This is a genomic window from Paenarthrobacter nicotinovorans, from assembly GCF_007670255.1.
Classification (GTDB): domain Bacteria; phylum Actinomycetota; class Actinomycetes; order Actinomycetales; family Micrococcaceae; genus Arthrobacter; species Arthrobacter nicotinovorans_B.
Genome location: NZ_SZVS01000002.1, coordinates 246576 through 270333 on the forward strand (window position 1 = coordinate 246576; position 23758 = coordinate 270333).

General features: G+C 63.1%; 19 protein-coding genes. 12 read left to right on the forward strand and 7 right to left on the reverse strand.

What is annotated here, in order from left to right:
* Positions 1 to 27 precede the first annotated feature (27 nt).
* Complete coding sequence (locus FDP28_RS03960) at positions 28 to 1122, reverse strand: LacI family DNA-binding transcriptional regulator (RefSeq protein ID WP_144659307.1); 1095 nt, start codon at positions 1120 to 1122, stop codon at positions 28 to 30.
* Positions 1122 to 2147: a hydroxyacid dehydrogenase gene (locus tag FDP28_RS03965; protein ID WP_260842323.1), complete on the reverse strand. Its 1026-nt coding sequence runs from the start codon at positions 2145 to 2147 to the stop codon at positions 1122 to 1124. The genes FDP28_RS03960 and FDP28_RS03965 overlap by 1 nt, the downstream gene beginning before the upstream one ends.
* A gap of 258 nt (positions 2148 to 2405) precedes the next feature.
* Here FDP28_RS03965 and FDP28_RS03970 point away from each other — a divergent pair, with 258 nt between their 5' ends.
* From FDP28_RS03970 to FDP28_RS03990, 5 genes are all read left to right on the forward strand, one after another.
* Positions 2406 to 3449: an ABC transporter permease gene (locus tag FDP28_RS03970; RefSeq protein WP_144659308.1), complete on the forward strand. Its 1044-nt coding sequence runs from the start codon at positions 2406 to 2408 to the stop codon at positions 3447 to 3449.
* Positions 3433 to 4374 (forward strand): carbohydrate ABC transporter permease, encoded by a 942-nt coding sequence (locus FDP28_RS03975; protein ID WP_144659309.1) that lies wholly within the window; start codon positions 3433 to 3435, stop codon positions 4372 to 4374. Before FDP28_RS03970 ends, FDP28_RS03975 begins: the two co-directional genes overlap by 17 nt.
* 30 nt (positions 4375 to 4404) lie before the next feature.
* Positions 4405 to 6054 (forward strand): extracellular solute-binding protein, encoded by a 1650-nt coding sequence (locus FDP28_RS03980; protein ID WP_144659310.1) that lies wholly within the window; start codon positions 4405 to 4407, stop codon positions 6052 to 6054.
* A 66-nt stretch (positions 6055 to 6120) separates the two neighbouring features.
* Entirely contained in the window at positions 6121 to 8052 is a 1932-nt protein-coding gene (locus FDP28_RS03985) for a DUF2264 domain-containing protein (protein ID WP_260842346.1), read from the forward strand.
* Positions 8049 to 9566: an alpha-L-fucosidase gene (locus FDP28_RS03990; RefSeq protein ID WP_260842324.1), complete on the forward strand. Its 1518-nt coding sequence runs from the start codon at positions 8049 to 8051 to the stop codon at positions 9564 to 9566. Before FDP28_RS03985 ends, FDP28_RS03990 begins: the two co-directional genes overlap by 4 nt.
* 100 nt (positions 9567 to 9666) lie before the next feature.
* On the opposite strand, the gene rarD is transcribed toward FDP28_RS03990, so the two are convergent.
* Complete coding sequence (gene rarD / locus FDP28_RS03995; protein WP_144659312.1) at positions 9667 to 10761, reverse strand: EamA family transporter RarD; 1095 nt, start codon at positions 10759 to 10761, stop codon at positions 9667 to 9669.
* Positions 10762 to 10881: 120 nt separating this feature from the next.
* Here rarD and FDP28_RS04000 point away from each other — a divergent pair, with 120 nt between their 5' ends.
* The 6 genes from FDP28_RS04000 to FDP28_RS04025 all read left to right on the forward strand — a co-directional run bounded on the left by FDP28_RS04000 (position 10882) and on the right by FDP28_RS04025 (position 18713).
* Positions 10882 to 12324, forward strand: a complete 1443-nt coding sequence (locus tag FDP28_RS04000; RefSeq protein ID WP_144659313.1) for an FAD-dependent oxidoreductase — start codon at positions 10882 to 10884, stop codon at positions 12322 to 12324.
* 162 nt (positions 12325 to 12486) lie between these two features.
* Positions 12487 to 13830: a helix-turn-helix domain-containing protein gene (locus FDP28_RS04005; RefSeq protein ID WP_144659314.1), complete on the forward strand. Its 1344-nt coding sequence runs from the start codon at positions 12487 to 12489 to the stop codon at positions 13828 to 13830.
* Between the two features lie 96 nt (positions 13831 to 13926).
* Positions 13927 to 15450, forward strand: a complete 1524-nt coding sequence (gene exaC / locus FDP28_RS04010) for an acetaldehyde dehydrogenase ExaC (protein ID WP_144659315.1) — start codon at positions 13927 to 13929, stop codon at positions 15448 to 15450.
* 94 nt (positions 15451 to 15544) lie between these two features.
* Complete coding sequence (gene adhP / locus FDP28_RS04015) at positions 15545 to 16567, forward strand: alcohol dehydrogenase AdhP (RefSeq protein ID WP_186313500.1); 1023 nt, start codon at positions 15545 to 15547, stop codon at positions 16565 to 16567.
* Complete coding sequence (locus FDP28_RS04020) at positions 16567 to 16983, forward strand: DUF779 domain-containing protein (protein ID WP_144659316.1); 417 nt, start codon at positions 16567 to 16569, stop codon at positions 16981 to 16983. Before adhP ends, FDP28_RS04020 begins: the two co-directional genes overlap by 1 nt.
* Before the next feature lie 179 nt (positions 16984 to 17162).
* Positions 17163 to 18713, forward strand: coding sequence for an amino acid permease (locus FDP28_RS04025; RefSeq protein WP_144659317.1), 1551 nt, complete (start codon positions 17163 to 17165; stop codon positions 18711 to 18713).
* Positions 18714 to 18837: 124 nt separating this feature from the next.
* Here the strand turns inward: FDP28_RS04025 and FDP28_RS04030 are convergent, their stop codons facing one another.
* The 4 genes from FDP28_RS04030 to FDP28_RS04045 all read right to left on the reverse strand — a co-directional run bounded on the left by FDP28_RS04030 (position 18838) and on the right by FDP28_RS04045 (position 22396).
* Complete coding sequence (locus FDP28_RS04030) at positions 18838 to 19473, reverse strand: DUF2461 domain-containing protein (protein WP_144659318.1); 636 nt, start codon at positions 19471 to 19473, stop codon at positions 18838 to 18840.
* 137 nt (positions 19474 to 19610) lie between these two features.
* Entirely contained in the window at positions 19611 to 21095 is a 1485-nt protein-coding gene (locus tag FDP28_RS04035; protein ID WP_144659319.1) for a catalase, read from the reverse strand.
* 14 nt (positions 21096 to 21109) lie between these two features.
* Positions 21110 to 21589, reverse strand: coding sequence for a Fur family transcriptional regulator (locus FDP28_RS04040; protein WP_144659320.1), 480 nt, complete (start codon positions 21587 to 21589; stop codon positions 21110 to 21112).
* Between the two features lie 30 nt (positions 21590 to 21619).
* Entirely contained in the window at positions 21620 to 22396 is a 777-nt protein-coding gene (locus tag FDP28_RS04045) for a hypothetical protein (protein ID WP_144659321.1), read from the reverse strand.
* A gap of 57 nt (positions 22397 to 22453) precedes the next feature.
* On the opposite strand from FDP28_RS04045, the gene FDP28_RS04050 reads away from it, so the two are divergent.
* Positions 22454 to 23725, forward strand: coding sequence for an MFS transporter (locus FDP28_RS04050; protein WP_144659322.1), 1272 nt, complete (start codon positions 22454 to 22456; stop codon positions 23723 to 23725).
* Positions 23726 to 23758 lie beyond the last annotated feature (33 nt).

A 23758-nucleotide genomic window follows, 5' to 3' on the forward strand; every position in this document is an offset into this window, starting at 1 on the left:
CCCTTCAACGGAAATGAACAGAAGTGCTCAGAACTTGTGGAGAGGCGAAACCGAGTCCCGGATGACGATGTGCGTACCAACGGTGAGGGTGTTGTCAGAGGAGGCGCCGGCGTCGTGCGGTGACTGGGCCAGAGCCAAACGGACGGCCTCGCGCCCCAGTTCTTCGAGCGGTACGCGAACTGTGGTGAGCCGCGGACGCAGCTCGCTGGCGACGGGAACGTCGTCGTAGCCAACCACGGAAATGTCTTGTGGAACCTTGATTCCGCGTTCCTCGAGTGCTTCCAGGATGCCGGCGGCCACGAGGTCGTTCGCTCCGAAAACGGCGGTGAAGTCCAAATTCTGGTCAAGCAATTCCCGCATCCTGCTGTACCCGAAACCACGGCCGAACGCGCCCTCGTGGACCAGCGCCGGGTCCCGCTCGATGCCGCGGGCGTCCAGGGCCCGGTAGAACCCTGCCAGCCGGGACGCGGTGGTGGAAAAATCGCGGGGGCCGCCCACGTAAAGGATCCTGCGGTGGCCCTGGGAGATGAGGTAGTCGGTGATCGCGAAGGCGCCTCCTTCGTTGTCGTAGGTGACCATCTTGGTGGGCACTCCCGTCCCCAGGGACGGCCTGCCGCAAAGGACCAGTGAAGATCCCGCCGCTGCAAGCGCACGCGCACGGTCGGCCATCTGCTTCCGGTACCGCGGGTCGTCGGATGCCCCACCCACCACGATGACGGCGTCGGTGCGCTGCTCCCGCATGAGGTCCACCAGGGCAAGCTCACGCTCTTTGTCGCCGTGGGTAGCGGTGATCAGGCACAACCGTCCCTCGGCACTCGCCTGCCGTTCCACGCCGCGGGCGATGTAGGCGAAGAAGGGATCAGCGACGTCGTTGATGATGATTCCCACTGTCCGGGTGGTGGCGCCGGCCAGAGCACGTGCATGGGCGTTGGCCACGTAACCCAGGTCCGTAACGGAACGAAGAATCCGTTCCCGCGTGGCTTTTGCCACGGGATAGTTGCCGCTCAAGGCCCTGGAAACTGTAGCTACTGACACCCCCGCCGCCTGCGCGACGTCGGCAATCGTGGCGCCGCTGCCGCTGCGGGCAATGGCGGAATCTGTGGGGGAGTTTTTCTCGGTCACTAGGCGATTCTTGCAAGATCCGCGGCCAAAACCGGATAAGCCAAGGGCAAGCCCTCGGTCAATCGGCGAACTTCCATGACCGCTTGGCTGCCCAGACGGTGGATTTCGTTTCCCAAGGCTCCTGCGATGTGCGGTGTCAGGACCACATTGGGCAGGGTGTGCAGCACCGATCCGGCGGGAAGGGGCTCGGGGTCGGTGACGTCGAGGTAGGCATCGAGCCGCCCCGAAACGAGTTCCCGGGTCAGCGAGGCTGCGTCGATCAAGACGCCCCGGGCGGTGTTGATGACCAAGGTGCCGTCCTTCATCAGGCCGAGCTCCTTCGCCCCGATGATGCCACGCGTTTCGGCAATGTCCGGCGCATGGACGCTGACGACGTCGGACAGCATGCAGAGCTGGGCCAGGCCGACGGATTCGACACCCAGCGCAGTAGCCTCGACGGCGTCAAGGTAGGGGTCGTAGACCAGGACCCGTGCGTCGAGGTTCTTCAGGAGCCCGATGACCAGGCGTCCCACGCGTGAGGCGCCAACCAGCCCGATGGTTACGCCGTTGGTTCCGATGGCGGGGAATCCGGCAGAGTTGCGGGATGCGCCGGTGGTGCGCAGCTGTTCGCTGAATCGCCGGGCTCTTTTGAGGCCCATGATGATTGCCGCAAACGTGAACTCGGCCACCGGCACCGCATTGGCCGCAGCCGAGGACGACACCTGTATTCCGCGCTCATGGACCTCCGGGGACAGGAACGTCTTGACCGTTCCGGCCGCGTGGACGATGGTGCGCAGCCGCGGCAACCGGTCCAGGACCCAGCCGTCGATGACGGGAGCGCCCCAACCAGTTATGAGGAGCTCGGCATCTTCGAGCAACCCGAAGGCACCCGGCTCGGAGAAATTGGCAACGGGTTCGGAACCGAGCAGCGTGACCATCCCGCGCAGCCGGGCAAGGTCCTGGGTGCTGAACAGGGCGGACAGATTGTTCCTGCCCATCACGAAAGCAGCCTTCATGGGGCCGGCGTGCTGGAGATTGGTGGTCACTGCGGGTTTCCGTCCATTGGTGGTAGGGAAAATTTATAGAAAGCGCTTGCTATTTTGAGTCAGCGTAGGGGTGGTACTGAAAGACTGTCAATCCCACCCTCCCTTGCCTGCTATGACAAAGGAAGTGTTGTTGACATCACATTATTTCTATAGGTAGCTTGTCTCCCATAGTAAACGCTTACTATTTCAGCCGATGGTTGCTCTACAGCGCCGGGCCACTCCACATCCGCCGTCCACTGGCGCAGACAGAGGAAATACATGAGCAGCAACAGTCAAACACTGACGCCCCAGGCGACGCACGACGTCGGCGGGCCGGTGACGGCGGCGGAAGGCCGCCGTCGTATCCGCCCTCCTGCGGGACCCGACGCGGGACCGAGTCGCAAGAGAACCCTGATGGCACGTATCCGACGCGACAAAGTGATGTTGCTGCTGATCGCACCGGGCTTCCTGTACTTCGTGGTGTTCCACTACATCCCGCTCGCCGGCAACATCATCGCGTTCCTCGACTACAAGCCCTACCTCGGTTTCGTGGACAGCGTGTGGGTGGGGCTGGACAATTTCGCGGCCATGTTCCAGGACGGCGCCTTTTGGGAAGCCCTCCGGAACACCCTGGTGATCACCGGGCTCCAGCTGGCCCTGTTCTTCCCGGTTCCCATCTGCCTGGCCCTGCTGCTGAACAGCATCGTGTCCAACAAGATCCGGAAGTTCGTGCAGAGTGTGGTGTATCTGCCCCACTTCATCGGCTGGGTGATCATTGTGGCCGTCTTCTCGGAGGTCCTCGGTGCCACGGGTGCCGTTCCGCACCTTCTGGAAAACCTGGGACTCCCTCGCTTCGACGCCATGACCACGCCCGGGTTCTTCCCCTTCCTGGTGACCATCCAATCCATCTGGAAGGACGCAGGCTGGGGGACCATCATCTTCCTTGCCGCGCTGATGAACGTAGACCAGGAGCTCTACGAGGCCGCGGCCGTGGACGGGGCGAACGCCCGGCACCGGCTATGGCACATCACCATCCCGGGCATCATGCCGGTGATCATCCTGCTGCTCATCCTCAACCTCGGCAGCATCCTCTCAGTGGGCTTCGAACAGATCGTCCTGCAACGCGACAATGTGGGCCCCGGCGCCGGCGAGGTGCTGGACACCTACGTCTACTTCCACGGCATCCAGGACGGCCAGTGGGGTCCTGCGGCCGCGGTGGGGCTCGTCAAGGGAATCGTTGGGCTGATCCTGGTGCTCGGCGCGAACAAACTGGCCCATCTCTTCGGACAGGAAGGTGTCTATTCCAATGGCAAATCCAAGTAGCACGCTGGTAGCAGGCATGGGCCGTCGTGGGAGCCGTTCGGTGAAAAAGGACACCCGTCCTGTCTGGATGGAAAAGCCCAAGCCGATGGTCCAGGTATCCAAAGCCATCGCCCTGGTGGTGATCTGCTTCCTGGCGCTGTACCCGTTGCTGGCCGTACTGGCGACGAGTCTTTCCAGTCAGAGCGAGATCGCCAACAACAACGGCCTGGTCTTGTTTCCCAAGGAACCCACGTTCGCCGCCTACCAAACGATCTTCGCCGGTGGCGTAGTGACCGATGCCCTGGTCCGCTCCTTGCTCATCACCACCGTTGGCACTGCATTGTCTTTGGTGGTCACTGTAGCCATGGCGTACGGCCTTACCCGTCGTGACCTTGTGGGCGGCCGCTTCTTCCTCATGACCGCTCTGTTCACCATGCTTTTCAGCCCCGGCATCATTCCCAGCTTCCTCATGGTCAAGGAACTGGGGCTGCTGGACAATTACGCAGCCTTGGTCCTGCCCACGCTGATGAGCGCCTTCAACCTGGTGGTGGTCCGGTCCTTCTTCATGAACCTGCCCAACGAGCTGTTCGAAGCCGCCAAGATCGATGGGGCCGGCGACTTCCGGATCCTGGTCCAGATGGTGTTGCCGTTGTCACGAGGCGTGCTGGCCGTCGTCGGGCTTTTTTACGCGGTGGGCTACTGGAACGCCTTCTTCAACGCCATGCTCTACCTGAACGACGACAAATGGCCGCTGTCCATGATCCTGCGCCAGTACGTGTTGCTCGGCCAACCCATGGGCGACTCCGCAGTAGCCGAGATCGCGGTGCCGTCGCAGGCGATCCAGATGGCCGTCGTCGTGATTTCGCTGATCCCGATCGTAATCGTCTTCCCGTTCCTCCAGCGGTACTTCACCAAGGGCGTTCTTACCGGCGCCATCAAAGGCTAAGCAAACTCTCTACTCTCGAAAGGGAATCCCATGAACGCAGTCCCGACTCCCGGCCCCAGCCGCCGGAGCTTCCTTTCCGTGGCGGGCATCGGCGCCCTTGCACTGTTCAGCGGCGGGGCCTTGGCCGGTTGCGGGCAGCGCACCACCAACGTCGCCTCCAACGCCAGCGAGGCTTTGCTTCCCACGCATATGCCGCTCAAAGCGGCCGCTGCAGACATCGCAGGCACGGCTGAAGGCGTCCCGGCTGCCTTTTACAAGTACCCGACGCCGTTCCGGAGCGTGGAGAAAGCACCCCTGAGCGGTGGCAAGATCACAGCCATTACCAACCTGTTTGGCACTGCACCCAACGCGCGTGCAGACAATCCCGCCTGGCAGGCCATTGAAGCCCGCCTGGGCGGACAGGTGGAGATCACCTCTGTCTCCTCGGACGACTACGCCACCAAGTTCAACACGATCATTGCCGGGGGCGAGCTGCCGGACCTCATGTTGAACGACGGTGCCGCGGTGCCCAACATCGTGGAATTCCTGCAGGCCAAATGCGCGGACCTGACGCCGCTGCTTGGTGGCGACAAGGTCAAGGACTATCCCAACCTCGCCGCCATCCCGGAGGTTTTCTGGAAGCAGACAGTACAGGCCGGCAAGCTGTACTCCCTGCCCATCCCGCGCAACCTCACTGGCGGCTCCGGATTCGTCAACCAGACGCTGCTGGAGAATGTCGGAGTCAAATCCACCGAGGACATCAAGGACAAGGACGATTTCTACAGGGTGGCCAAGGAACTGACCAATCCTGCCAAGAACCAATGGGCGCTGGGCAGCACCAAGTTCGGTCTCACGATGCTCCACCACATGTTCCGCACGCCGAACGTCTGGAAGAACGACGGCGGCAAACTCACCCGGGCGTTCGAGACCGACGAATACATGGCCGCGATCGAATTCGCAGCCAAGCTCTACAAGGACGGGATGTATGTCCCGGGCTCTGAAGGGTGGACCAAGTCCCAGATGGTGAACTCGTTCATCTCCGGCAAGGTGGCCATGATCTATGACGGACTGCCCGCCTACATTGGGCCCACGGGCTACGGGCGCAGCGTCCCCGCGGCGAACAAGGCCAACAAGGCCGTCCCGTTCATCCCCGTGGGCCACGACGGCGGCAAGGCCCAGACCTGGCTGGACAACATTACCTTCGGCACCGTGATGCTGAAAAAGGCGGACGAAGCCAAGCTCAAGGAAGTTCTGGCCGTAGCCAATTTCCTCGCGGCACCATTTGGCAGCGAAGAATACTTGCTGCTCAACTACGGGGCAGAAGGGGCGGACTACACCCTCGATGCCAACGGCAACCCCGTGGTGACCGAGCGGGCCTTGCTGGATAACGCCGTGCCGTGGAAGTACCTCGCGGCACCCCAGCAAGTGGTGTACGACCCCAGCAACAAGGACATCGTGGATGTCATGCACAACGCCTATTCCAAGCTCATTCCGCTCGGGGTCGAGGACCCGTGCGGCACCTTGTTCAGCCCGACCAACGCCAGCAAGGGTGCGAAGCTGGGCCAGCCCGTTTCGGACGCCGCCACGGCTGTCATCGCTGGACGCGGGACCATGGACGCGCTCATGAGTGCCGTGGCGGACTGGAAGAAGAACGGCGGCGACACCATCCGCGGCGAATACGAATCAGCCCTGGCCAAGTAAGCAGCGGAACAACCCCAAGGATCCAACACCGTGACTCAGCCCCTCCAGGTAAACCAGCCCCTACCGGTGACCCAACCCTGGCTTCCCGAACCACAGACCGCTCTTTCCCCGTTCACCGGCTGGACCCGCAGCCACTGGGAAGCCACGGCCGATCATTGGTTGGAACATATCCGGACTTATTCCAGCCCCCTCAAAACAAGTCCGAGACTCCCGGGCCGGGTAACACGCGACGGCGAGCGCCGGGAAGGCATGGAAACCATAGGCCGGAGCCTGCTGATGGCGGCGCCCCGCATTGCCGGGGCCCGTGGACAGGATCGGTTGGGGCTGGCGGCGTGGTACCGGGAAGCGCTGCTGGCCGGCACCGACCCTGAAGGTTCCGAACGTTGGCCCTTGGGTGTCACCTGCAAGTCCCCGTTGCTGGGGGTGACCAACTCTATTGTGGAGGCCGCGAACATCGCGTTCTCGTTGCACGTTGCCAGGGAGTGGCTGTGGGAGCCCCTGGCTGAGGGGGAGAAGAAGCAGGTGGCCGACTGGCTGCGGCACCACGCCCGGCTTGAGGTGTGGGGGAACAATTGGCAGCTTTTCCCTGCAATGGCCGAGGGTTTCCTGCGATCGGTGGGCGAGGACGTCTCCGGCTGCACGGGGGCGCGGAATGTGGCCCGGGTGGAGTCCTGGTATCTGGGTGATGGCTGGTATACGGACGGGCCGGAGCACGCCATCGATTACTACAATGCGTGGGCAATCCACCCCTATTTGTGGGCTTGGTACACGATGACCGGCAGGGAGGGCACTCCTGAGGGGCAGCGTCATCTGGAGCGGCTGCGGGAGTTCGTGGGCACCCAGAGCCTCATGTTTGCCAGTGATGGAGCCGTGCTGCACTTCGGGCGATCCTTGGCGTACCGCACTGCAGTCCTGGCCGCCATATGGTGTGCGGAAATCTCGGGAGTGAATCCGCTGACGCCGGGGGCTACCCGGCGCTTGGCGTCCGGTGTGCTGGCGAACTTTACCGCGAAGGGCGTCGGAGTGGACGGGCCGCCGACCCTGGGCTGGTATGACGAACACCTGGGATCCTGCCAGGCATACAGCGGGTTTGGATCCCCGTATCTGGCCGGTATTGGCTTCCTGGGTTTGGCTCTCCCACCGGAGCACAGGGTGTGGCAGGACATGGAGGAGCCGCAACCCACGGATGGGCCCGTTGTCGTACGTTCTTTGCCTGATGTCGGATGGACAATGAGCAGCGATGGCGGGTTGGTCCGGCTCAGCAACCACGGCAGCGATCATTGCGGCTTGCCTGTTGACGGCGGCACGGACCCCGATGATCCGCACTACGCCAAGTTCTCCTACTCCACCCACACCGCGCCAGGAACGGGTTTGGCTTGGGAGGAAAACATCGACGGGCACTTGGCGTTGTTGGGCTCTGACGGCGTGGCGAGCCGGCGTTGCGCCCTGCGTGCCACCCGCACGCAGGGACCGGTCAGCGGCTCGGTCCACGTCCCACAGCTGTACGGTAAAGCGCTGCCCGGAACCGCGGTCACTACGGTGTCCGTGGTGGACGGTATCCATGAGGTTCGCTGCCATCTCGTCACCGGGCCGGCGGAGTTTTCCGTGCGTGAAGGCGGGCATGCGGTCGCGGGAGCGTCCCGGGTGCATGCGGGAACCACGCTGGACACTGCGTGGGTCAGCAACGGCGATGTCTTTGCCGCTGTAACAGCCCTGCACGGCTGGCAAAAGACCGATACCGCACATTACACGGGTGCCAGTGCCATGGGTGAGCACTCCGCAGTGCCAAGCCTGTCGGCCCAACGCGCGGTTGTCGAAACGGTCCACGTCGCGCTGCACACGCTCACCCGAGGCCCGGCTCCGGCGCCTGAAGCGCTCGAGGCGGCTGCCGCCGTCGTTGTTTCCGGTACGGAAGTCTCGCTCACGTGGGCTTCAGGTGCGTCGGAGTCGTTCGACCTGCGTACTTTCGTTCCATGGGACGGGCAGGTGGGAAAGTGATTGACCTTAAATACGGCGCGTCCGGGCAAGGGCGGAGGGACGACGCTGCCATGCGTCGGTTCCGGAGCCACCGGGTGGGTCAGTTCATCCATTGGGGCCTCTACTCGCTGCCGGCCGGGAGGTGGGAAGGGAAGGACGTCGAATTCGCGGCCGAGTTCCTGCCGCGTGTAGCGAAGATCCCCCAACAACGATGGGAGGCGCTCGCCAACGACTTCACACTGGCGGATTTCGACGCCGACCGGTGGGCTGACACGGCCGTGGCTCTCGGTGCCCGCTACATGACCATCACCACCAAGCATCACGACGGCTTTTGCCTGTGGCCGAGCGCCCACACGGACTTCCACATGGGAAACACGCCGTCGGGCCGGGACGTTCTGGGTGAATTGGTGGCCGCCTATGAAGCACGCGGGATCGACGTCAACTTCTACTATTCAGTGCTCGACTGGCGGCACCCGGACTGGCGCTTCACGGTGGAGAACGACGGCGATCGGGCGGCTTTTGCCCGCTACCTGGACTTCGCGATGAAACAGTTGGAAGAACTGGCGGACCGTTACCCCGGTGTGAAGGGATTCTGGTTTGACGGCACCTGGGACGAATCCGTGAAGGCCAACGGGTGGTGGACCTGGGAAGTTGAACGGATGCTGAAGGAGCGCCTTCCCGGCGTGGTGGTCAACAGTCGCCTGAGAGCCGATGATTTCGGGTCCCGGCACGTCGATTCCAATGGCCAGTTGATGGGCGACTACGAGAGCGGCTATGAGCGCAGGTTGCCCGGCCCATGGGATGTTGCTGTGGCTTCCCGCGACTGGGAAGCCTGCATGACCATTCCGCAGGCCAGTTGGGGATACCACCAAGGCCCCTGGGCGCAGTCGACGCTCAAACACCCCTGGGACGTGGTGGACATGATGGCCCACTGCACGTCCTTGGGCGGCAACTTCCTGCTCAACTTCGGACCCCGCGGCGACGGCTCCATGGCTCCGGAAGAGGTGGAGATTGCCTCGCGGGTGGGGGAGTGGCTCGCCGTGAACGGGGAAGCTATTTACGGGTGCGGCTATGCAGAGGATTGGAAATATCCCGGTTGGGGCTACTACACCCAGGATGGGGACACGGGACAGGTGTACGCAGTCGTGACGCGGATTCCGGCGTCGGAAAGGGTGCGCATAGAGGTGCCCGGCGGGCAGGAACTGGCCGGGCTGCGCTTGCTGGGTTCAGGCTCCATTTCCGGGCAGGACTTGGAGGAAGGCCCGGGCAGTGTGCTGGGGTCCGCGGCTCCGGCGGGCTCCGGCGGATATCCATTCAAGAGGCTGGCCGAGTCCGTGGTGGAGGTGGAGCTTGCGGCCGGCCCGGCTGCGGACGCTGCTTCAGGATCAGGGATGCCTGGTGGAGGGGTGCCAGGTGGAGGGTCAGCGGCCGCAGGGTCACTTGCAGCCTTTGGACCGCTGGTTTTCGCCCTGGAAACCCGTGCCGTCGACCCCTCCGGCCGCGAAAAGGAACCAAACCCGGACGTGCTCGACTAGGGCCCGGCGTCGAAATCGTGGGAAGGCTGCGAATCCGCCGGAAAGTTCCGGGGGTTTTGGCAGCGTTCCCGCGACTTCGCGCGGGTTTCAGGCGAGGGGTTCAGGCCTCGACGGCGGACAGCCGCGCCTGCTTCTTCAGCGCCGAGTGCTTCCTGGTGGTCCGCAGCATGTCGATCGTCAACAGGACCAGGGCCAGCCAGACCACGCAGAAGCCGATCCAGCGGGCAGCGGTCATGGTTTCGTGGAACACAAGCAGTGCCACAACGAACTGGAGGATCGGGGCAAAGTACTGGAGCAGGCCGATGGTGGTCATCGGCAGGCGGCGTGCGGAAGCGCCGAAGAAGAGCAGCGGAACAGCGGTGATGACGCCCGAGGCCACCATCAGCCAGAAGTGTCCGGCGCCCATGGTCGTGAGGGTTTCAGCCCCCGCAACACCCAGGACCACCATGGTGATCGCTGCGAAGGGAGCCAGCACCATTGTTTCGACACTGAGGCTCGTGAGGGCATCGACCTTGGGGCCCACCCGCTTCTTCACAAAGCCGTAAAGGCCAAAGCTGAAGGCCAGGATCAGGGCGATCCACGGGAGTTGCCCGTAGGAGAACGTCAGGACGCCGACCGCCACGAACCCGATGCCCACCGCTGTCCACTGCAGGGGGCGCAGCTTCTCCTTGAGGACAAAGACGCCCAAAAGGACCGAGACCAAGGGGTTGATGAAGTATCCCAGCGAGGTTTCCACGGCGTGGCCGGTGGTGACGCCGAAGGTGTACGTGAGCCAGTTGATGGCGATGAGGACGGCAGCCAAGGCCAAGGGACCGAAGACGCTGCGGTCCTTCAGCGCGGCGCCGAAAATCCGCCAGGACCGGGTGATGGTGATCAGCAGTGCGCAGAAGATCAAGGACCAGACAACGCGGTTGGCCACGATTTCGATCGCACCCGCAGGCATCAGGATGAAGAAGTACAGGGGGAGCAGGCCCCACAGCCCGTAAGCGCCGATGCCGAACAGGATTCCCGCCGTCGACTCGCTCCGCACGGGCTTGCCGGCGCCCCCGGTGCCTCGCTTGGTTACACCGCTGGTTCCGTCGCCTCCGCTCCCGGCTACCGCCGTCGTTGGCTGGTTTGAAGGGGAGCCTGAGATGATCTGATCCGGAGTCGACACACTGGGGCCAACACCGGCCTTCCCCGCAATATTCCGCAATCTTTGGGTATTTTTGTGACTCCTGCCATATAAGCGGCCCGGTGTGGGGCCGACACCTAGAATTGAAATCTGCGCGCGCCACCAACAGCGGCGTGGCTCACTGCTTCGGAAGGGCTCACGGTGTCAGACTCAGCCGCAACCAATCGTCCGCTTCGCGTCGCCATTGTGGGCGCGGGTCCTGCCGGTGTCTATGCCGCGGACATCCTCACCAAGTCCAACGAAGTCAAAGACGGGCACGTGGAAGTGAGCATCGACCTCTTCGAGGCGTACCCCGCGCCCTACGGGTTGATTCGATACGGTGTAGCGCCGGACCATCCCCGCATTAAGGGCATCGTGAACGCCTTGCACAAGGTTCTGGACCGCGGGGACATCCGCTTCCTGGGCAACGTGACCTACGGCAGGGACCTGACCCTTCACGACTTCCGCGCTTTCTATGACGCCGTGATCTTCTCCACCGGAGCCATCAAGGACGCAGACCTGAACATTCCCGGCATTGGGCTGGAAGGCTCCTTTGGCGGCGCGGACTTTGTCTCCTGGTACGACGGACACCCGGACGTGCCCCGCGATTGGCCGCTGGACGCCAAGGAAATCGCGGTGATCGGCAATGGCAACGTCGCCTTGGACGTTGCGCGCATGTTGGTCAAGCACCCGGAGGAACTGCTTGTCACAGAGATTCCGGACAACGTGTACCAAGGGTTGAAGAGCTCGCCCGTGACCGACGTCCACGTTTTCGGGCGTCGCGGGCCTGCCCAGGTCAAGTTCACGCCCTTGGAACTGCGCGAACTCTCGCACTGCAAGGACGTGGACATCGTCCTGTACCCGGAGGATTTCGAATTCGACGAGGCCTCGGACGAGGCAATCCGGACCAACAACCAGATCAAGACCATGGTCAACACCATGACCAACTGGCTGGTGGAGGAGCATGCTGAAGCCGAGCAGCCCTCGTCCCGCCGCCTGCACCTGCACTTCCTGCACAGCCCCGTGGAGATCCTCGACTCACCCGAGACCCCGGGCAAGGTTGCGGCGATGAAGTTTGAGCGGATGGAACTGGACGGCACCGGCAACGTCAAGGGAACCGGGGAGTTCCTCGAATACCCGGTCCAGTCGGTCTACCGGGCCATCGGCTACCACGGCTCGCCGCTGGAGGAGCTGCCGTACGACGCCCGCCGCGGCGTCATTCCGAACGACGGCGGCCGCGTCCTGGGTGCCGACGGGGAACCCGTGCCGGGAATCTACGCCACCGGCTGGATCAAGCGCGGACCGGTGGGGTTGATCGGGCACACCAAGGGCGATGCACTGGAAACCATCGGCTGCCTCCTCGAGGACCGTTTGAACCTGCCCCCGGCCGAAAACCCGGACCCGCAGGCCATCATCGACCTCCTGGAAGAACGCGGCATCGAATACACCACGTGGGAAGGCTGGAACCGGCTGGACGCACACGAAGCTGCCCTCGGTGCTGAATGGTCGGAAGCCTCCGCCGCCTCCGAAGACGGGAACGGCGTGGTCCGCGAGCGCATCAAGGTTGTCCCGCGCGAGGAAATGATCCGCATCTCCCGCCCCTGACCTCCGGAGTTTTGTACAGCTATTGCGCTTATTCGGGCGCCTTAGGGTCATTCGCTGTACAAAAACTCCATCCGGCGAACTAGACTCGTCGGTACTGTGCTGCCCACCACACGCGTTGCCCACCACGCGAGGCCATAACGCACAGGACCCAGGGGAGTTCGAGTGAGGAATCCAATCCATCCGGTGGTTCCCGGCAATGACGCCGCGGAGCTGCTGCAGAAGCGCGCCCTGGCCGGCCACGAACATTTGGAGGCGTGGCGCGCCGGAACCGCCGATGAGATCGCCGGAATCAGGCGCCTCGTCCATGAGTCGTGGCAACGTTCGGCCAACTTGAAGGCCAACCCCGACGTACCCGAAGCGCCCCTGGCCATGGACCGCGATGAGCTCGAGGAGTACAGGCGGCAGCACCCTTTGGCCACCATCATGCCCGTGATCAAGAAGCTGCTGGTCCAGCCGAGCCATGACAGCGGGCTGCTGGTGGCCGTAGGCGACGACGTCGGGCGGCTTTTGTGGGTGGACGGCGACCCCGTCATGCAGCGTCGCGCCGAAGGCATGATGTTCGTCGCCGGCGCCGACTGGTCCGAAGCCTCCGTGGGCACCAGCGCTCCGGGCACGGCCTTGGCCCTTGACCGCAGCATCCAGATCTCCGGGGCCGAGCATTTCAAGCGGTCCGTCCATCCCTGGAGCTGCACCGCGGTTCCCTTCCACGATCCCGACTCCGGCGCAGTGTTGGGCGTCGTGGACATCACCGGGACCGAAACCGCCGTCGCACCGCACACGCTCTCGCTCGTGGAAGCAACGGTCGCTGCCGCCCAGGCACAGTTGCGCATCGAACGCTTGCAGCTCGCCGCGGCAGTCCGCGACAAACCACGACGCCGGAGTGCAGCCGCCACGGGCGGCCAGGCTTTGTACCGCAACAGCCTCCAGCTTCTGGGGCGCGACCAGGCGCTGCTGAGCATCGATGGCCGGACAGTCTCCTTGTCAGCGCGCCACAGCGAGATCCTGGCCATTCTGGGCAACCATCCGGATGGGTTGAGCGCTGATGATCTGTGCGCAGAGCTTTACCCCGGCGAGGGATCGTCCGTGACTCTCCGCGCCGAGATGGTCCGCCTCCGCAAGGTCATCCAGGAACTCAGCCCTGACGCTGTGCCCGAGTCGCGGCCGTACCGGCTGCCCGTCGAGTTGCTTCCCGATTCCGGCCAGGTCCTGAGTTGCCTGCAGCGCGGCGCCCACCGCATAGCCTTGGAAATCTACAAAGGTGCGCTTTTGCCGCGGTCGGAGGCGCCCGGCGTCGTGCAGTTGCGCGAGCGGGTCTCGCATCTGTTGCGGGAGGCGCTGCTGAGCGACGGCAGCGTCGATTCGCTGCTCAAGTACGCGGAACTGCCGGAGGCGAAGTACGACGTCGACCTCCGCCTTGCGGTCCTGAAGCTGCTGCCGCCCCGCTCACCCAAGCGCGCCGCGGTGGTGGCCGACCTTGAGCGGATCGACAGGGAACTGCAGGCGTGAGCTGACTCACACTGTTGCAACGTAGCTGCAACCTCCCGGCTCCTAGGCTCGGATCAATGGCGAGAGCCACAGTGATTCGCAGCAAAGGAGCTAGCAATGACCGTTTACGCACAGCCGGGTGCCGAGGGTTCGAAGGTCACCTTCAAGGACCGTTACGAGAACTGGATCGGCGGCGAATGGGTCGCCCCGGTCAAGGGCGCCTACTTTGAGAACATCACCCCAGTAACAGGCAAGGCCTTCTGCGAAGTTGCCCGGGGAACCTCGGAGGACATCGAGCTCGCGCTGGACGCAGCCCACAAAGTCGCGCCATCCTGGGGAAAGACCTCCGCCACCGAACGCGCCGCGATCCTGAACAAGATCGCCGACCGCATCGACGAGAACGTTGAACTTCTGGCCGTCGCAGAGACCTGGGACAACGGAAAGCCGGTCCGCGAGACCCTCAACGCCGACATCCCGCTGGCAGCCGACCACTTCCGCTACTTCGCCTCGGCCGTCCGCGCCCAGGAAGGCGGACTCTCACAATTGGATGAGGACACCACGGCTTACCACTTCAAGGAGCCGCTGGGCGTTGTCGGCCAGATCATCCCCTGGAACTTCCCCATCCTCATGGCCGTCTGGAAATTGGCGCCGGCACTCGCGGCCGGAAACGCGGTTGTCCTCAAGCCTGCAGAGCAGACGCCGACGTCCATCCTGGTCCTCATGGAACTGATCAGTGATCTCCTGCCGGCCGGCGTCGTCAACGTGGTCAACGGATTCGGCGTCGAGGCAGGCAAGCCGCTGGCTTCCAGCCCGCGCATCCGCAAGATCGCTTTCACGGGTGAGACCACCACTGGCCGGTTGATCAGCCAGTACGCTTCCAACAACCTCATCCCCGTCACCTTGGAGCTTGGCGGCAAGAGCCCGAACATCTTCTTCGACGACGTCGCCGCCCAGAACGACGCCTTCTACGACAAGGCACAGGAGGGCTTCACGCTCTTCGCGTTCAACCAGGGCGAAGTCTGCACTTGCCCGTCCCGCGCGCTGGTCCAGGAAGGCATCTACGACTCCTTCATGGCCGACGTCGTGGCCCGGACCAACAAGATCATCCAGGGCAACCCGCTGGATACGGAAACCCAGATCGGTGCACAGGCCTCCAACGACCAACTGGAGAAAATCCTGTCCTATATCGACATTGGAAAGCAGGAGGGCGCCAAGGTCCTTACCGGTGGTGCCCGGGCCGAGCTCTCCGGTGACCTGGCTGGCGGCTACTACGTCCAGCCCACCATCTTCGAGGGACACAACAGGATGCGGATCTTCCAGGAGGAGATCTTTGGCCCGGTAGTGTCCGTCACCAAGTTCAGCGACTACAACGACGCCATCGGCATCGCGAACGACACCCTCTATGGACTGGGTGCCGGCGTCTGGTCGCGCAACGGAAATGTCGCCTACCGCGCAGGCCGGGAAATCCAGGCCGGCCGCGTGTGGGTCAACAACTACCACGCCTACCCGGCAGGTGCCGCCTTCGGTGGCTACAAGTCCTCAGGCATTGGCCGTGAAAACCACGCCATGATGCTGGACCACTACCAGCAGACCAAGAACCTCCTGGTCAGCTACAACGAGAACAAGCTCGGCTTCTTCTAGGAGTTTTGTACAGCAAATGCCCTTATGGAGCCTTCTTAAGGGCATTAGCTGTACAAAAACTCCAACTATTCGCAGGGATCAAAGGAGATCGTCAATGTCGAACACGATGCAAGCAGCAGTAGTCACGGAGTTTGGAACCGACCTCACGGTCAAGGAGGTTGAACGCCCGACGCCGGGTCCCGGCCAAGCGCTGGTCCGCCTCCTGACGTCGGGGGTATGTCATACGGATTTGCACGCCGCCGAAGGCGACTGGCCCGTCAAACCCACGCCACCGTTCATTCCAGGGCACGAAGGAGTGGGCGAAGTAGTGGCTTTGGGCGAAGGGGTTACTGACGTTGCCGTCGGTGATCTCCTGGGCAACGCCTGGCTGTGGTCTGCCTGCGGAGACTGCCAGTACTGCAGGACCGGATGGGAAACACTGTGCGAGTCCCAGCAGAACGGCGGCTACAGCGTGGATGGCTCTTTCGGTGAGTACATGCTGGTGGACACACGCTTTGCAGCCCGCATCCCGGAAGGCTCGGACCCCGTGGAGGTTGCTCCGGTCCTCTGTGCCGGTGTGACGGTGTACAAGGGTCTCAAGATGACCGAGGCCAAGCCGGGACAGTGGGTCACCATTTCCGGCATCGGCGGCCTGGGACATATCGCGGTTCAGTATGCCGTGGCGATGGGCTTGCGTGTTGCCGCTGTGGACATCGCCGACGACAAGCTGGCGCTGGCAAAAGAACACGGTGCCGAGCTGACGGTCAACGCGTTGCATGAGGATCCCGCCGAGGTGATCCAACGGGAAACCGGCGGCTGCCATGGGGTGCTGGTGACGGCCGTACACCCCTCGGCCTTCGGTCAGGCCATCGGCATGGCCCGGCGCGGCGGGACGATCGTCTTCAATGGCCTTCCCCCAGGGGATTTTCCGGCGCCGATCTTCGAGATTGTCCTCAAGGGCCTCACGGTCCGGGGTTCGATTGTGGGCACCAGGCAGGACCTTGAAGAAGCACTGGAGTTCTATGCCCAGGGGAAGATCAAGCCAACGGTCTCCACCCGGGAGTTGTCCGAGGTCAACGCGGTGTTCGACGAAATGAAACACGCAAAGATCGACGGCCGAGTGGTTCTGAAGTTCTGATGACCAGCTCTGCATTGGAAGCTGCGGTGACGCTGCCCGGAGAGGATTTCTCCCGGGTGGCGCTCACCGCGGCGTCCGTGGATCTTCTCCGCACGTTGTGGGCGCAGCACGGCCCGTTGATGTTCCATCAATCCGGTGGCTGCTGCGATGGCTCCGCACCCATGTGTTATCCGGCGGGGGAGTTCCTGACCGGCGATTCGGATGTCCTTCTGGGCCGGTTCGAACTTGGCACAGCCTCGGAGCCACAGCCGCTGGAGTTCTGGATGTCCCGGGAACAGTTCAACTATTGGTCGCACACCCATCTGACAGTGGATGTTGTTTCAGGGCGGGGGAGCGGTTTCTCAGTTGAGGCACCCGAGGGCAAGCGCTTCCTGATCCGGTCAACACTGATGGATTGGGACGTACCTGGCGTTTAGCTACATGAAGTCGGGCATGAGGCTGGTGTGATGCGGGCAACTCGGCCGCGTCACACCAGCCTCAACTGTCACAGGTCTACGGGGAGCGTCTCACTATTTGGGATAAATATGGCCGTCCATTGGCCGGACACTATTCTTGATGAGTCCTATACCACCCCCCTCCAGAATGTGGCATTTTTATGAACATTTTCAGGACCAAGTCGATTGAGCAGTCGATCGCCGATTCCGACGAACCCGGTCGCAAGCTCAAGCGCAGTCTGAGTACCTGGGACCTCATGATCATGGGCGTCGCGGTTGCCGTCGGCGCCGGTATCTTCTCGGTGGGCGCCAAGGCTGCCGCCAACTTTGCCGGCCCCGCCGTCACCATTTCCTTCGCCATCGCCGCTGTCACCTGTGCTCTGGCCATCATGTGCTACGCCGAGTTCGCGACCGCCATCCCCGTGGCGGGTTCCGCCTACGTCTTCACGTACGCCACGATGGGCGAGGTCCTGGCCTGGATCATCGGCTGGAACCTCATTCTTGAACTCTTCACTGCTGCTGCCGTGATCGCGAAGTACTGGGGCATCTACCTCAGTACCGTGTTCGGTTTGATGGGAGTGGAGATGCCGCCCTCCGTCAGCGTGTTCGGCATCGACCTCTACTGGGGCGCCTTCCTGATCGTCGCAATCTTTACGGTGCTACTGGTGCTGGGGACAAAGCTGTCCGCCCGCGTGGGCAACGTCTTCACCATGATCAAGATCGCTGTCGTGCTGTTCGTGATCGTGGTGGGCTTCAGCTACGTGAAGTTCTCCAACTACACGCCGTTTGTCCCGGCCTCCGAGCCTACGGCCGGAAACGGTGCGGCCGACGTCATGAAGCAGTCGTTCTTCGGCTTCCTGACCGGTGCCGCTCCTGCGCAGTACGGAACCCTCGGAATCTTCGCCGGCGCTGCACTGGTGTTCTTCGCCTTCATCGGCTTTGACGTGGTGGCCACCTCCGCCGAAGAGGTCAAGAACCCGCAGAAGACACTGCCCCGCGGCATCTTCGGTGGCCTGGCCCTGGTCACCTTGCTCTACATCCTGGTCTCGCTCGCCCTGACCGGCATGGTTTCCTACACCCAATTGGCTGAGGTCAAGAACCCGACGCTGACCACCGCATTCGAGGCCGTGGGCAACACCGACGCAGCCAAGGTCATCGCCTTCGGCTCCCTGGTAGGCCTGACGACCGTGATCATGGTGCTCCTCATGGGCCTGTCCCGCGTGGTCCTGGCCATGAGCCGCGATGGACTGTTGCCCCGCTCCTTGTCCAAGACGAGCGACAAGCGGGCTACCCCGGCCCGCTTGCAGATCATCTGTGGTGCCGCAGTTGCCATCGTCGCCGGCGTAACCAAGGTGGACCTCCTTGAGGAAATGATCAACATCGGAACGCTTTCGGCCTTCGTGATGGTCAGCCTGGGTATCCTGGTGCTCCGCAAGAAGCGTCCCGACCTCAAGCCTGCCTTCCGCGTTCCGTTCGGCAAGGTTCTGCCCTGGGTCTCGGCAGTGTTGTGCCTTTACCTCATGACCAACCTGGCCGTGGAAACCTGGATCTTCTTTGCGATCTGGCTGGTCATCGGCATGGCGATCTACTTCGCCTACGGCCAGCGGCACTCCAGGCTCAACGAGAAGTTCGCTTCCGCCAAGGCCTCCGTCGATGGCCGCACGGAAAGCCGACAGACCGACGGCGACGAGGACGACCTCTCCAAGGTCTGATTGCGTCCGCCTGCACGTTGATGCGGGACGCAGCTTGTCAGACAGCTACCTGCTTTTCCATCACGGAGACGCCCGGGAACCACTGGTTTCCGGGCGTTTCTGCGTCCCGGGGCCGTCAACATCCTTACGGTGCCGCGTGCTCGCCGACCCATTGCACCAAAGGCCTCAGCACCTCCCAGCGGGCAGCGATTTCGTCCTTGGCCGCAGCAGTGGACAACCATTCCGGCTGCCCCACCGCCACCCCGGCCGAGAGTGACTTGTGCTTGAGCAACTCCGCCCTCGGATGGTCCTTGTCGAAACCGCGGGGAATGGTCTTCAACTTCTCGCCCTCAATCGCGAACCCTGCTTCCGCTACGGCGTCGATGATCTTTTGCAGCTCCTGACCACTCTCCGGAGCATCCACTGCTGCCCGGAAGCGGGCAAGCTGCGCCGGCGTGTGGGAATGGTAACCGCCGCCAATGAGGAGCCCGTCGGCGCTGATCTGCACGTAGTAGCCAACGCCTTCCCGGGTGGCAGCAAAGGCGCCCTGCGCGGTCTTATACGGCGACTTGTCCTGGGAGAACCTGATGTCCCGGTTGGGGCGGAAGATCTTTGCCGGCCCGAACCTGGGCTCCAACTCCGCAAGGAGAGCTGTCAGCGGCTCCCTGACCTCGGCGTCGTACGTGCTTTTATGCTCCAGCCACCACTCACGGTTGTTGTTCTCTTCAAGGTCCTCGTAGAAGCGGAAAGCGGCTGTCTGAATGCCTGTGAATGTGTCCATGAAGGGATCCTATGAATCCCCAGGACTGATCAGCCATAGGTAGAGCCTGCTATGTGGAAAGAAGCGGCTATGTGGAAAAGCAAAAGAACACCCCGCCGCGGATGGATCCGCAGCGGGGTGTTCTGAAAGCCGAACGCTTAGAGCTTGTTGGCTGCTTCAGCGTCGGACGTGGTCTGGCCAGCGCCGAGGTTGGCGCGCAGCTTGGCGCCGAGTTCGGCGTCAACGTTGGTCCAGTACTGGATGGCGCGTTCCTTGATGTCGGCGTTCTTCACGCCGCCCACGGCACCGGTGATGGTTTCGAGGAAGCGTGCCTTGGCGGCCTCGTCGTAGACCTCGCGGTACAGGGTACCGGCCTGGCCGAAGTCGTCATCCTCAGCGTGCAGGGTGTGCGCGGAGAGGGTGAGCTCGCCGTCGTTCTCCCAGCCACCGGCGGGGGAAGCCGGCTCGACTGCTGCGGGGCCACCGACCGAGTTCGGTGCGTAGACCGGGGTGGACGGGGAGTTGAACAGGTAACGTCCCTGGCCATCCTGGCTGTAGTTGTTGACCTGGTTCTTCGGCTGGTTCACCGGGATCTGGGCGTGGTTGGTACCCACGCGGTAACGGTGTGCGTCGGCGTAGGAGAAGATGCGGGCCTGCAGCATCTTGTCCGGGGAAGCAGCGATGCCCGGCACGAAGTTCGACGGCGCGAAGGTGGCCTGCTCGATCTGCGCGAAGTAGTTCTCCGGGTTCTTGTTCAGCTCCATGGTGCCCACGTGGATCAGCGGGTAGTCAGAGTGCGGCCACACCTTGGTGAGGTCGAACGGGTTGAAGCGGTACGTCTTGGCGTCCTCGTAAGGCATGACCTGGACGTGCAGTTCCCACGAGGGGAAGTTGCCGGCTTCGATGTTCTCGGAGAGGTCGCGGATGTAGAAGTCTGCATCCGAACCGGCCAGTGCTTCAGCCTGCTCACCGGTGATGGAGTTGACGCCCTGGTTGGACTTGAAGTGGTACTTGACCCAGAAACGCTCGCCGGCAGCGTTGATCCACTGGTAGGTGTGCGAGCCGTAGCCCTGCATTTCACGCCAGGAAGCCGGCAGGCCGCGGTCGCCCATGAGCCAGGTGACCTGGTGTGCGGACTCGGGGGAGAGGGTCCAGAAGTCCCACTGCATGTCAGCGTCGCGCAGGTGGGTACCCGGGAGGCGCTTCTGGGAGTGGATGAAGTCCGGGAACTTGATGCCGTCGCGGATGAAGAACACCGGGGTGTTGTTGCCCACGAGGTCGTAGTTGCCCTCGGAGGTGTAGAACTTCACGGCGAAACCGCGGGGATCGCGCCACGTGTCGGGAGAACCGTTCTCGCCTGCAACGGAGGAGAAACGGATCAGCATGTCCGTCTCGGCGCCCGGCTGAAGGAAAGCTGCCTTGGTGTAGGCGGAAACGTCGGAAGTGGTCTTGAACGTACCGAAAGCGCCGCCACCCTTTGCGTGCACAACACGCTCCGGGACGCGCTCGCGGTTGAACTGTGCGAGCTTTTCCACCAGGTAGTGGTCGGTCAGGATGATGGCACCGTCAGCGCCGACGGACTTGGAGTGCGCGTCGGAAGTGACAGGGGCACCCGACTGTGTGGTCGAGATGTTCGCGGTCATCATTCTCCTTTTTCTTATTTCTGGGTTACGGAAGGTAGTACGGGAAGCTGTTGTTTGGCCTGGCAATCCTGGCAGATGCCCTGATAGAGGACGTCTGCGATCTGGATGGTCATGGGCTTGGAATTTTCATTCCAGTGCGGAGTGAGGCACGGTGCGTGTCCCACTGCGCAGTCCACGTCCTCCACCTTGCCGCAGCTGATGCAGACGGCGTGGTGGTGGTTGTCGCCAACCCGGGTTTCATAGAGCGCCGGGGAGTGCGGGGGCTCGAAGCGGCGCAGCATCTGCAGGTCCGTGAGGTCGCTGAGAACCACATAAACAGACTGCGCCGTCAGTTCGGGAAGTTCTTCGCGGGCAGCGGCAAGGATGCCTTCTGCCGGGGAATGCGGATGGTGCTGGACCGCGGCGAGCACTGCAAGCCGCTGTTTGGTCACACGGCGGCCATGGGCATGCAGGGCCGCCGCCCATGCTTGCTGCTCAGCTGTGTGATCCGTCATGCATCCATTCAAACACTTATTTTGATAAGTTCACAATAAGGCGAGGCTAACTTCCGGTGAACGTAATAATTCCAGGAGCGGATTCACGTCTTCCGCCGCGGACCTACCCAGCGCGTGGATCCGCAGCGGTGTCTGCGGTGCTGGTGATTCGAGCGCCAGACAACTGAAGCCGCTGATGCCGGCGGACAGCGGTAATGCACGCAGCGACGCGGCGACGGCGAGGAGATCAGCCGGCCTGAATTCACGGATCGACGCGGCACCTCCCACGGGTTCGAGCACCGTGTGGCGGGGTCCCGCCGCAACAGTTCGCACCATTGGGGTCGGTTCAAGGAGAGGTACGACGGCGGCCTCCGCCGCATGTTCGACGGTCCGGTCCGCTGTGGGTCGCTCGCTCCGGAGGGCCTCGCGTATCACTTTGTCGGTCACCTCGAGGCCGGACTCCGGCAGCACCGCCCGACGGTGGGCAGGCAGCGAAAGCTGCTGTCCCGGCGTCGTGGTTTCCCCAGCCCAACGACCGAAAAGGTGGAACGTCGGCGTTGAGGACTCAGCCACCGGTTCACCCAGCCCGGCTCCCAAGGGGTGCCACTGGTAGGCGAACATGACGGCGCACTGACTGGCTCCGAGAACCTTCGCAAGGGCTGTCCGCGCCAGCTGGTGGCAGAGCAGCCAGTCCGCTGCTGACGGGAGCGCGAAGTCGATGGAGGGATCGGACAATCGGATCACTACGTGTCCGGCAGTGAGGGGGTGGCGTGGCCGGGCGATCTCCCAAAAGTCCGAACGGTACAGCAAACGTCGCGACATGACCATGTCAACTCCTTCCCCGGGGTGAGCCTACCAAGCCCCGGGGCTGGTTAGGGTTGGACGGTGGCAAAACTACTGGCAGACATCACTCCGCTCAGGGAGAGTCCTGCTTTTCGCCGGCTCTGGCTGGGGGCATCCGTCGCTGCCATCGGGACCCAACTGACCCTCGTGGCCGTCAGCCTGGAGGTCTACCGGCTGACCCAGGAAAGCCTTTACGTAGGACTGCTTGGCATCTTCGCGCTGGTTCCGTTGGTGATTGCAGGTCTCTACGGCGGCTCCATCTCCGATGCCTACGATCGGCGGAAAGTGGCCCTGATTGCCTCCCTGGTCCTTTGGTTGACCACGGCCGGGCTGGCTTTGCAGGCATGGCTGGAGATTGGCAATATCTGGGTGCTCTACGCGCTGGTGGCCATCCAAAGCGGCGCGCAGGGCATCAACGGTCCGGCAAGAAGCGCGATTATTCCGCTCCTGGTCCGCAAGGACCTGCTGCCGGCTGCCAATGCCCTGAACATGCTGACATTCGGTCTTTCGATGACCGCGGGACCCCTGTTGGCCGGCGTGCTCGTGGCCACCATCGGCTTCGGGTGGACCTACACCATCGACGTCATCAGCTTTACCTTTGCGCTGTGGGGGCTCTTCAAGCTCCCGCCACTGCCACCCTCCAAGGACGCTGTACGGCCGGGGTTCCGTTCAGTGGTGGAGGGGTTCCGCTTCCTGGGCGGGCGGCCGAATGTCCGCATGACCTTCGTGATCGACCTGATCGCCATGATCTGCGCACAACCCAGGGCGCTGATGCCGGCTATTGGTGCTGTGATGATCGGGGGAGGCGAAACCACTGTCGGCGTGCTGCTTGCGTCCACGGCAGTGGGGGCGTTCCTTGCCGGCCTGTTCTCAGGGCCGTTGGGCAGGGTACGCCGGCAGGGCAGTGCCGTCGTGTGGTCGGTCATGGGCTGGGGTGCCTCGATTGCCGGCTTTGGCCTGGTGGTGCTCCTGGCTGGAGACTCCGGACGCAACGGAACCACACCCTGGCTGATACCGGCGGCGCTCTGCTGTGCGCTCGCCGGCATTTCCGATTCCGTGAGTGCTGTCTTCCGTACCACCATCCTCCAGGCCGCCACTCCCGACCATTTGCGCGGGCGGCTGCAAGGGGTGTTCATTGTGGTGGTCGCGGGCGGGCCACGGGTGGGGGACATGCTTGCCGGTGGAGTGACGAAGTTCCTCAGCGAGGGCGGCGTGCTGCTGCTTGGCGGCGTTCTGTGCATCGTGCTGGCGTGGCTGGCCTCGCGCATCCAACCCGGGTTCGTCGCCTACGATTCGAAGCACCCGGTGCCGTAACCGCCGTTGCCTTAGACGCCGGTGCCGTAGGCG

Bases quoted from the DNA above. Each gene is read 5' to 3' on its own strand.
- FDP28_RS03970 (WP_144659308.1), top strand. From the start codon at position 2,406: ATGAGCAGCAACAGTCAAACACTGACGCCCCAGGCGACGCACGACGTC.
- FDP28_RS03975 (WP_144659309.1), top strand. From the start codon at position 3,433: ATGGCAAATCCAAGTAGCACGCTGGTAGCAGGCATGGGCCGTCGTGGG.
- FDP28_RS03980 (WP_144659310.1), top strand. From the start codon at position 4,405: ATGAACGCAGTCCCGACTCCCGGCCCCAGCCGCCGGAGCTTCCTTTCC.
- exaC (WP_144659315.1), top strand. From the start codon at position 13,927: ATGACCGTTTACGCACAGCCGGGTGCCGAGGGTTCGAAGGTCACCTTC.
- adhP (WP_186313500.1), top strand. From the start codon at position 15,545: ATGTCGAACACGATGCAAGCAGCAGTAGTCACGGAGTTTGGAACCGAC.
- FDP28_RS04020 (WP_144659316.1), top strand. From the start codon at position 16,567: ATGACCAGCTCTGCATTGGAAGCTGCGGTGACGCTGCCCGGAGAGGAT.
- FDP28_RS04025 (WP_144659317.1), top strand. From the start codon at position 17,163: ATGAACATTTTCAGGACCAAGTCGATTGAGCAGTCGATCGCCGATTCC.
- FDP28_RS04030 (WP_144659318.1), bottom strand. From the start codon at position 19,473: ATGGACACATTCACAGGCATTCAGACAGCCGCTTTCCGCTTCTACGAG.
- FDP28_RS04035 (WP_144659319.1), bottom strand. From the start codon at position 21,095: ATGACCGCGAACATCTCGACCACACAGTCGGGTGCCCCTGTCACTTCC.
- FDP28_RS04040 (WP_144659320.1), bottom strand. From the start codon at position 21,589: ATGACGGATCACACAGCTGAGCAGCAAGCATGGGCGGCGGCCCTGCAT.
- FDP28_RS04045 (WP_144659321.1), bottom strand. From the start codon at position 22,396: ATGGTCATGTCGCGACGTTTGCTGTACCGTTCGGACTTTTGGGAGATC.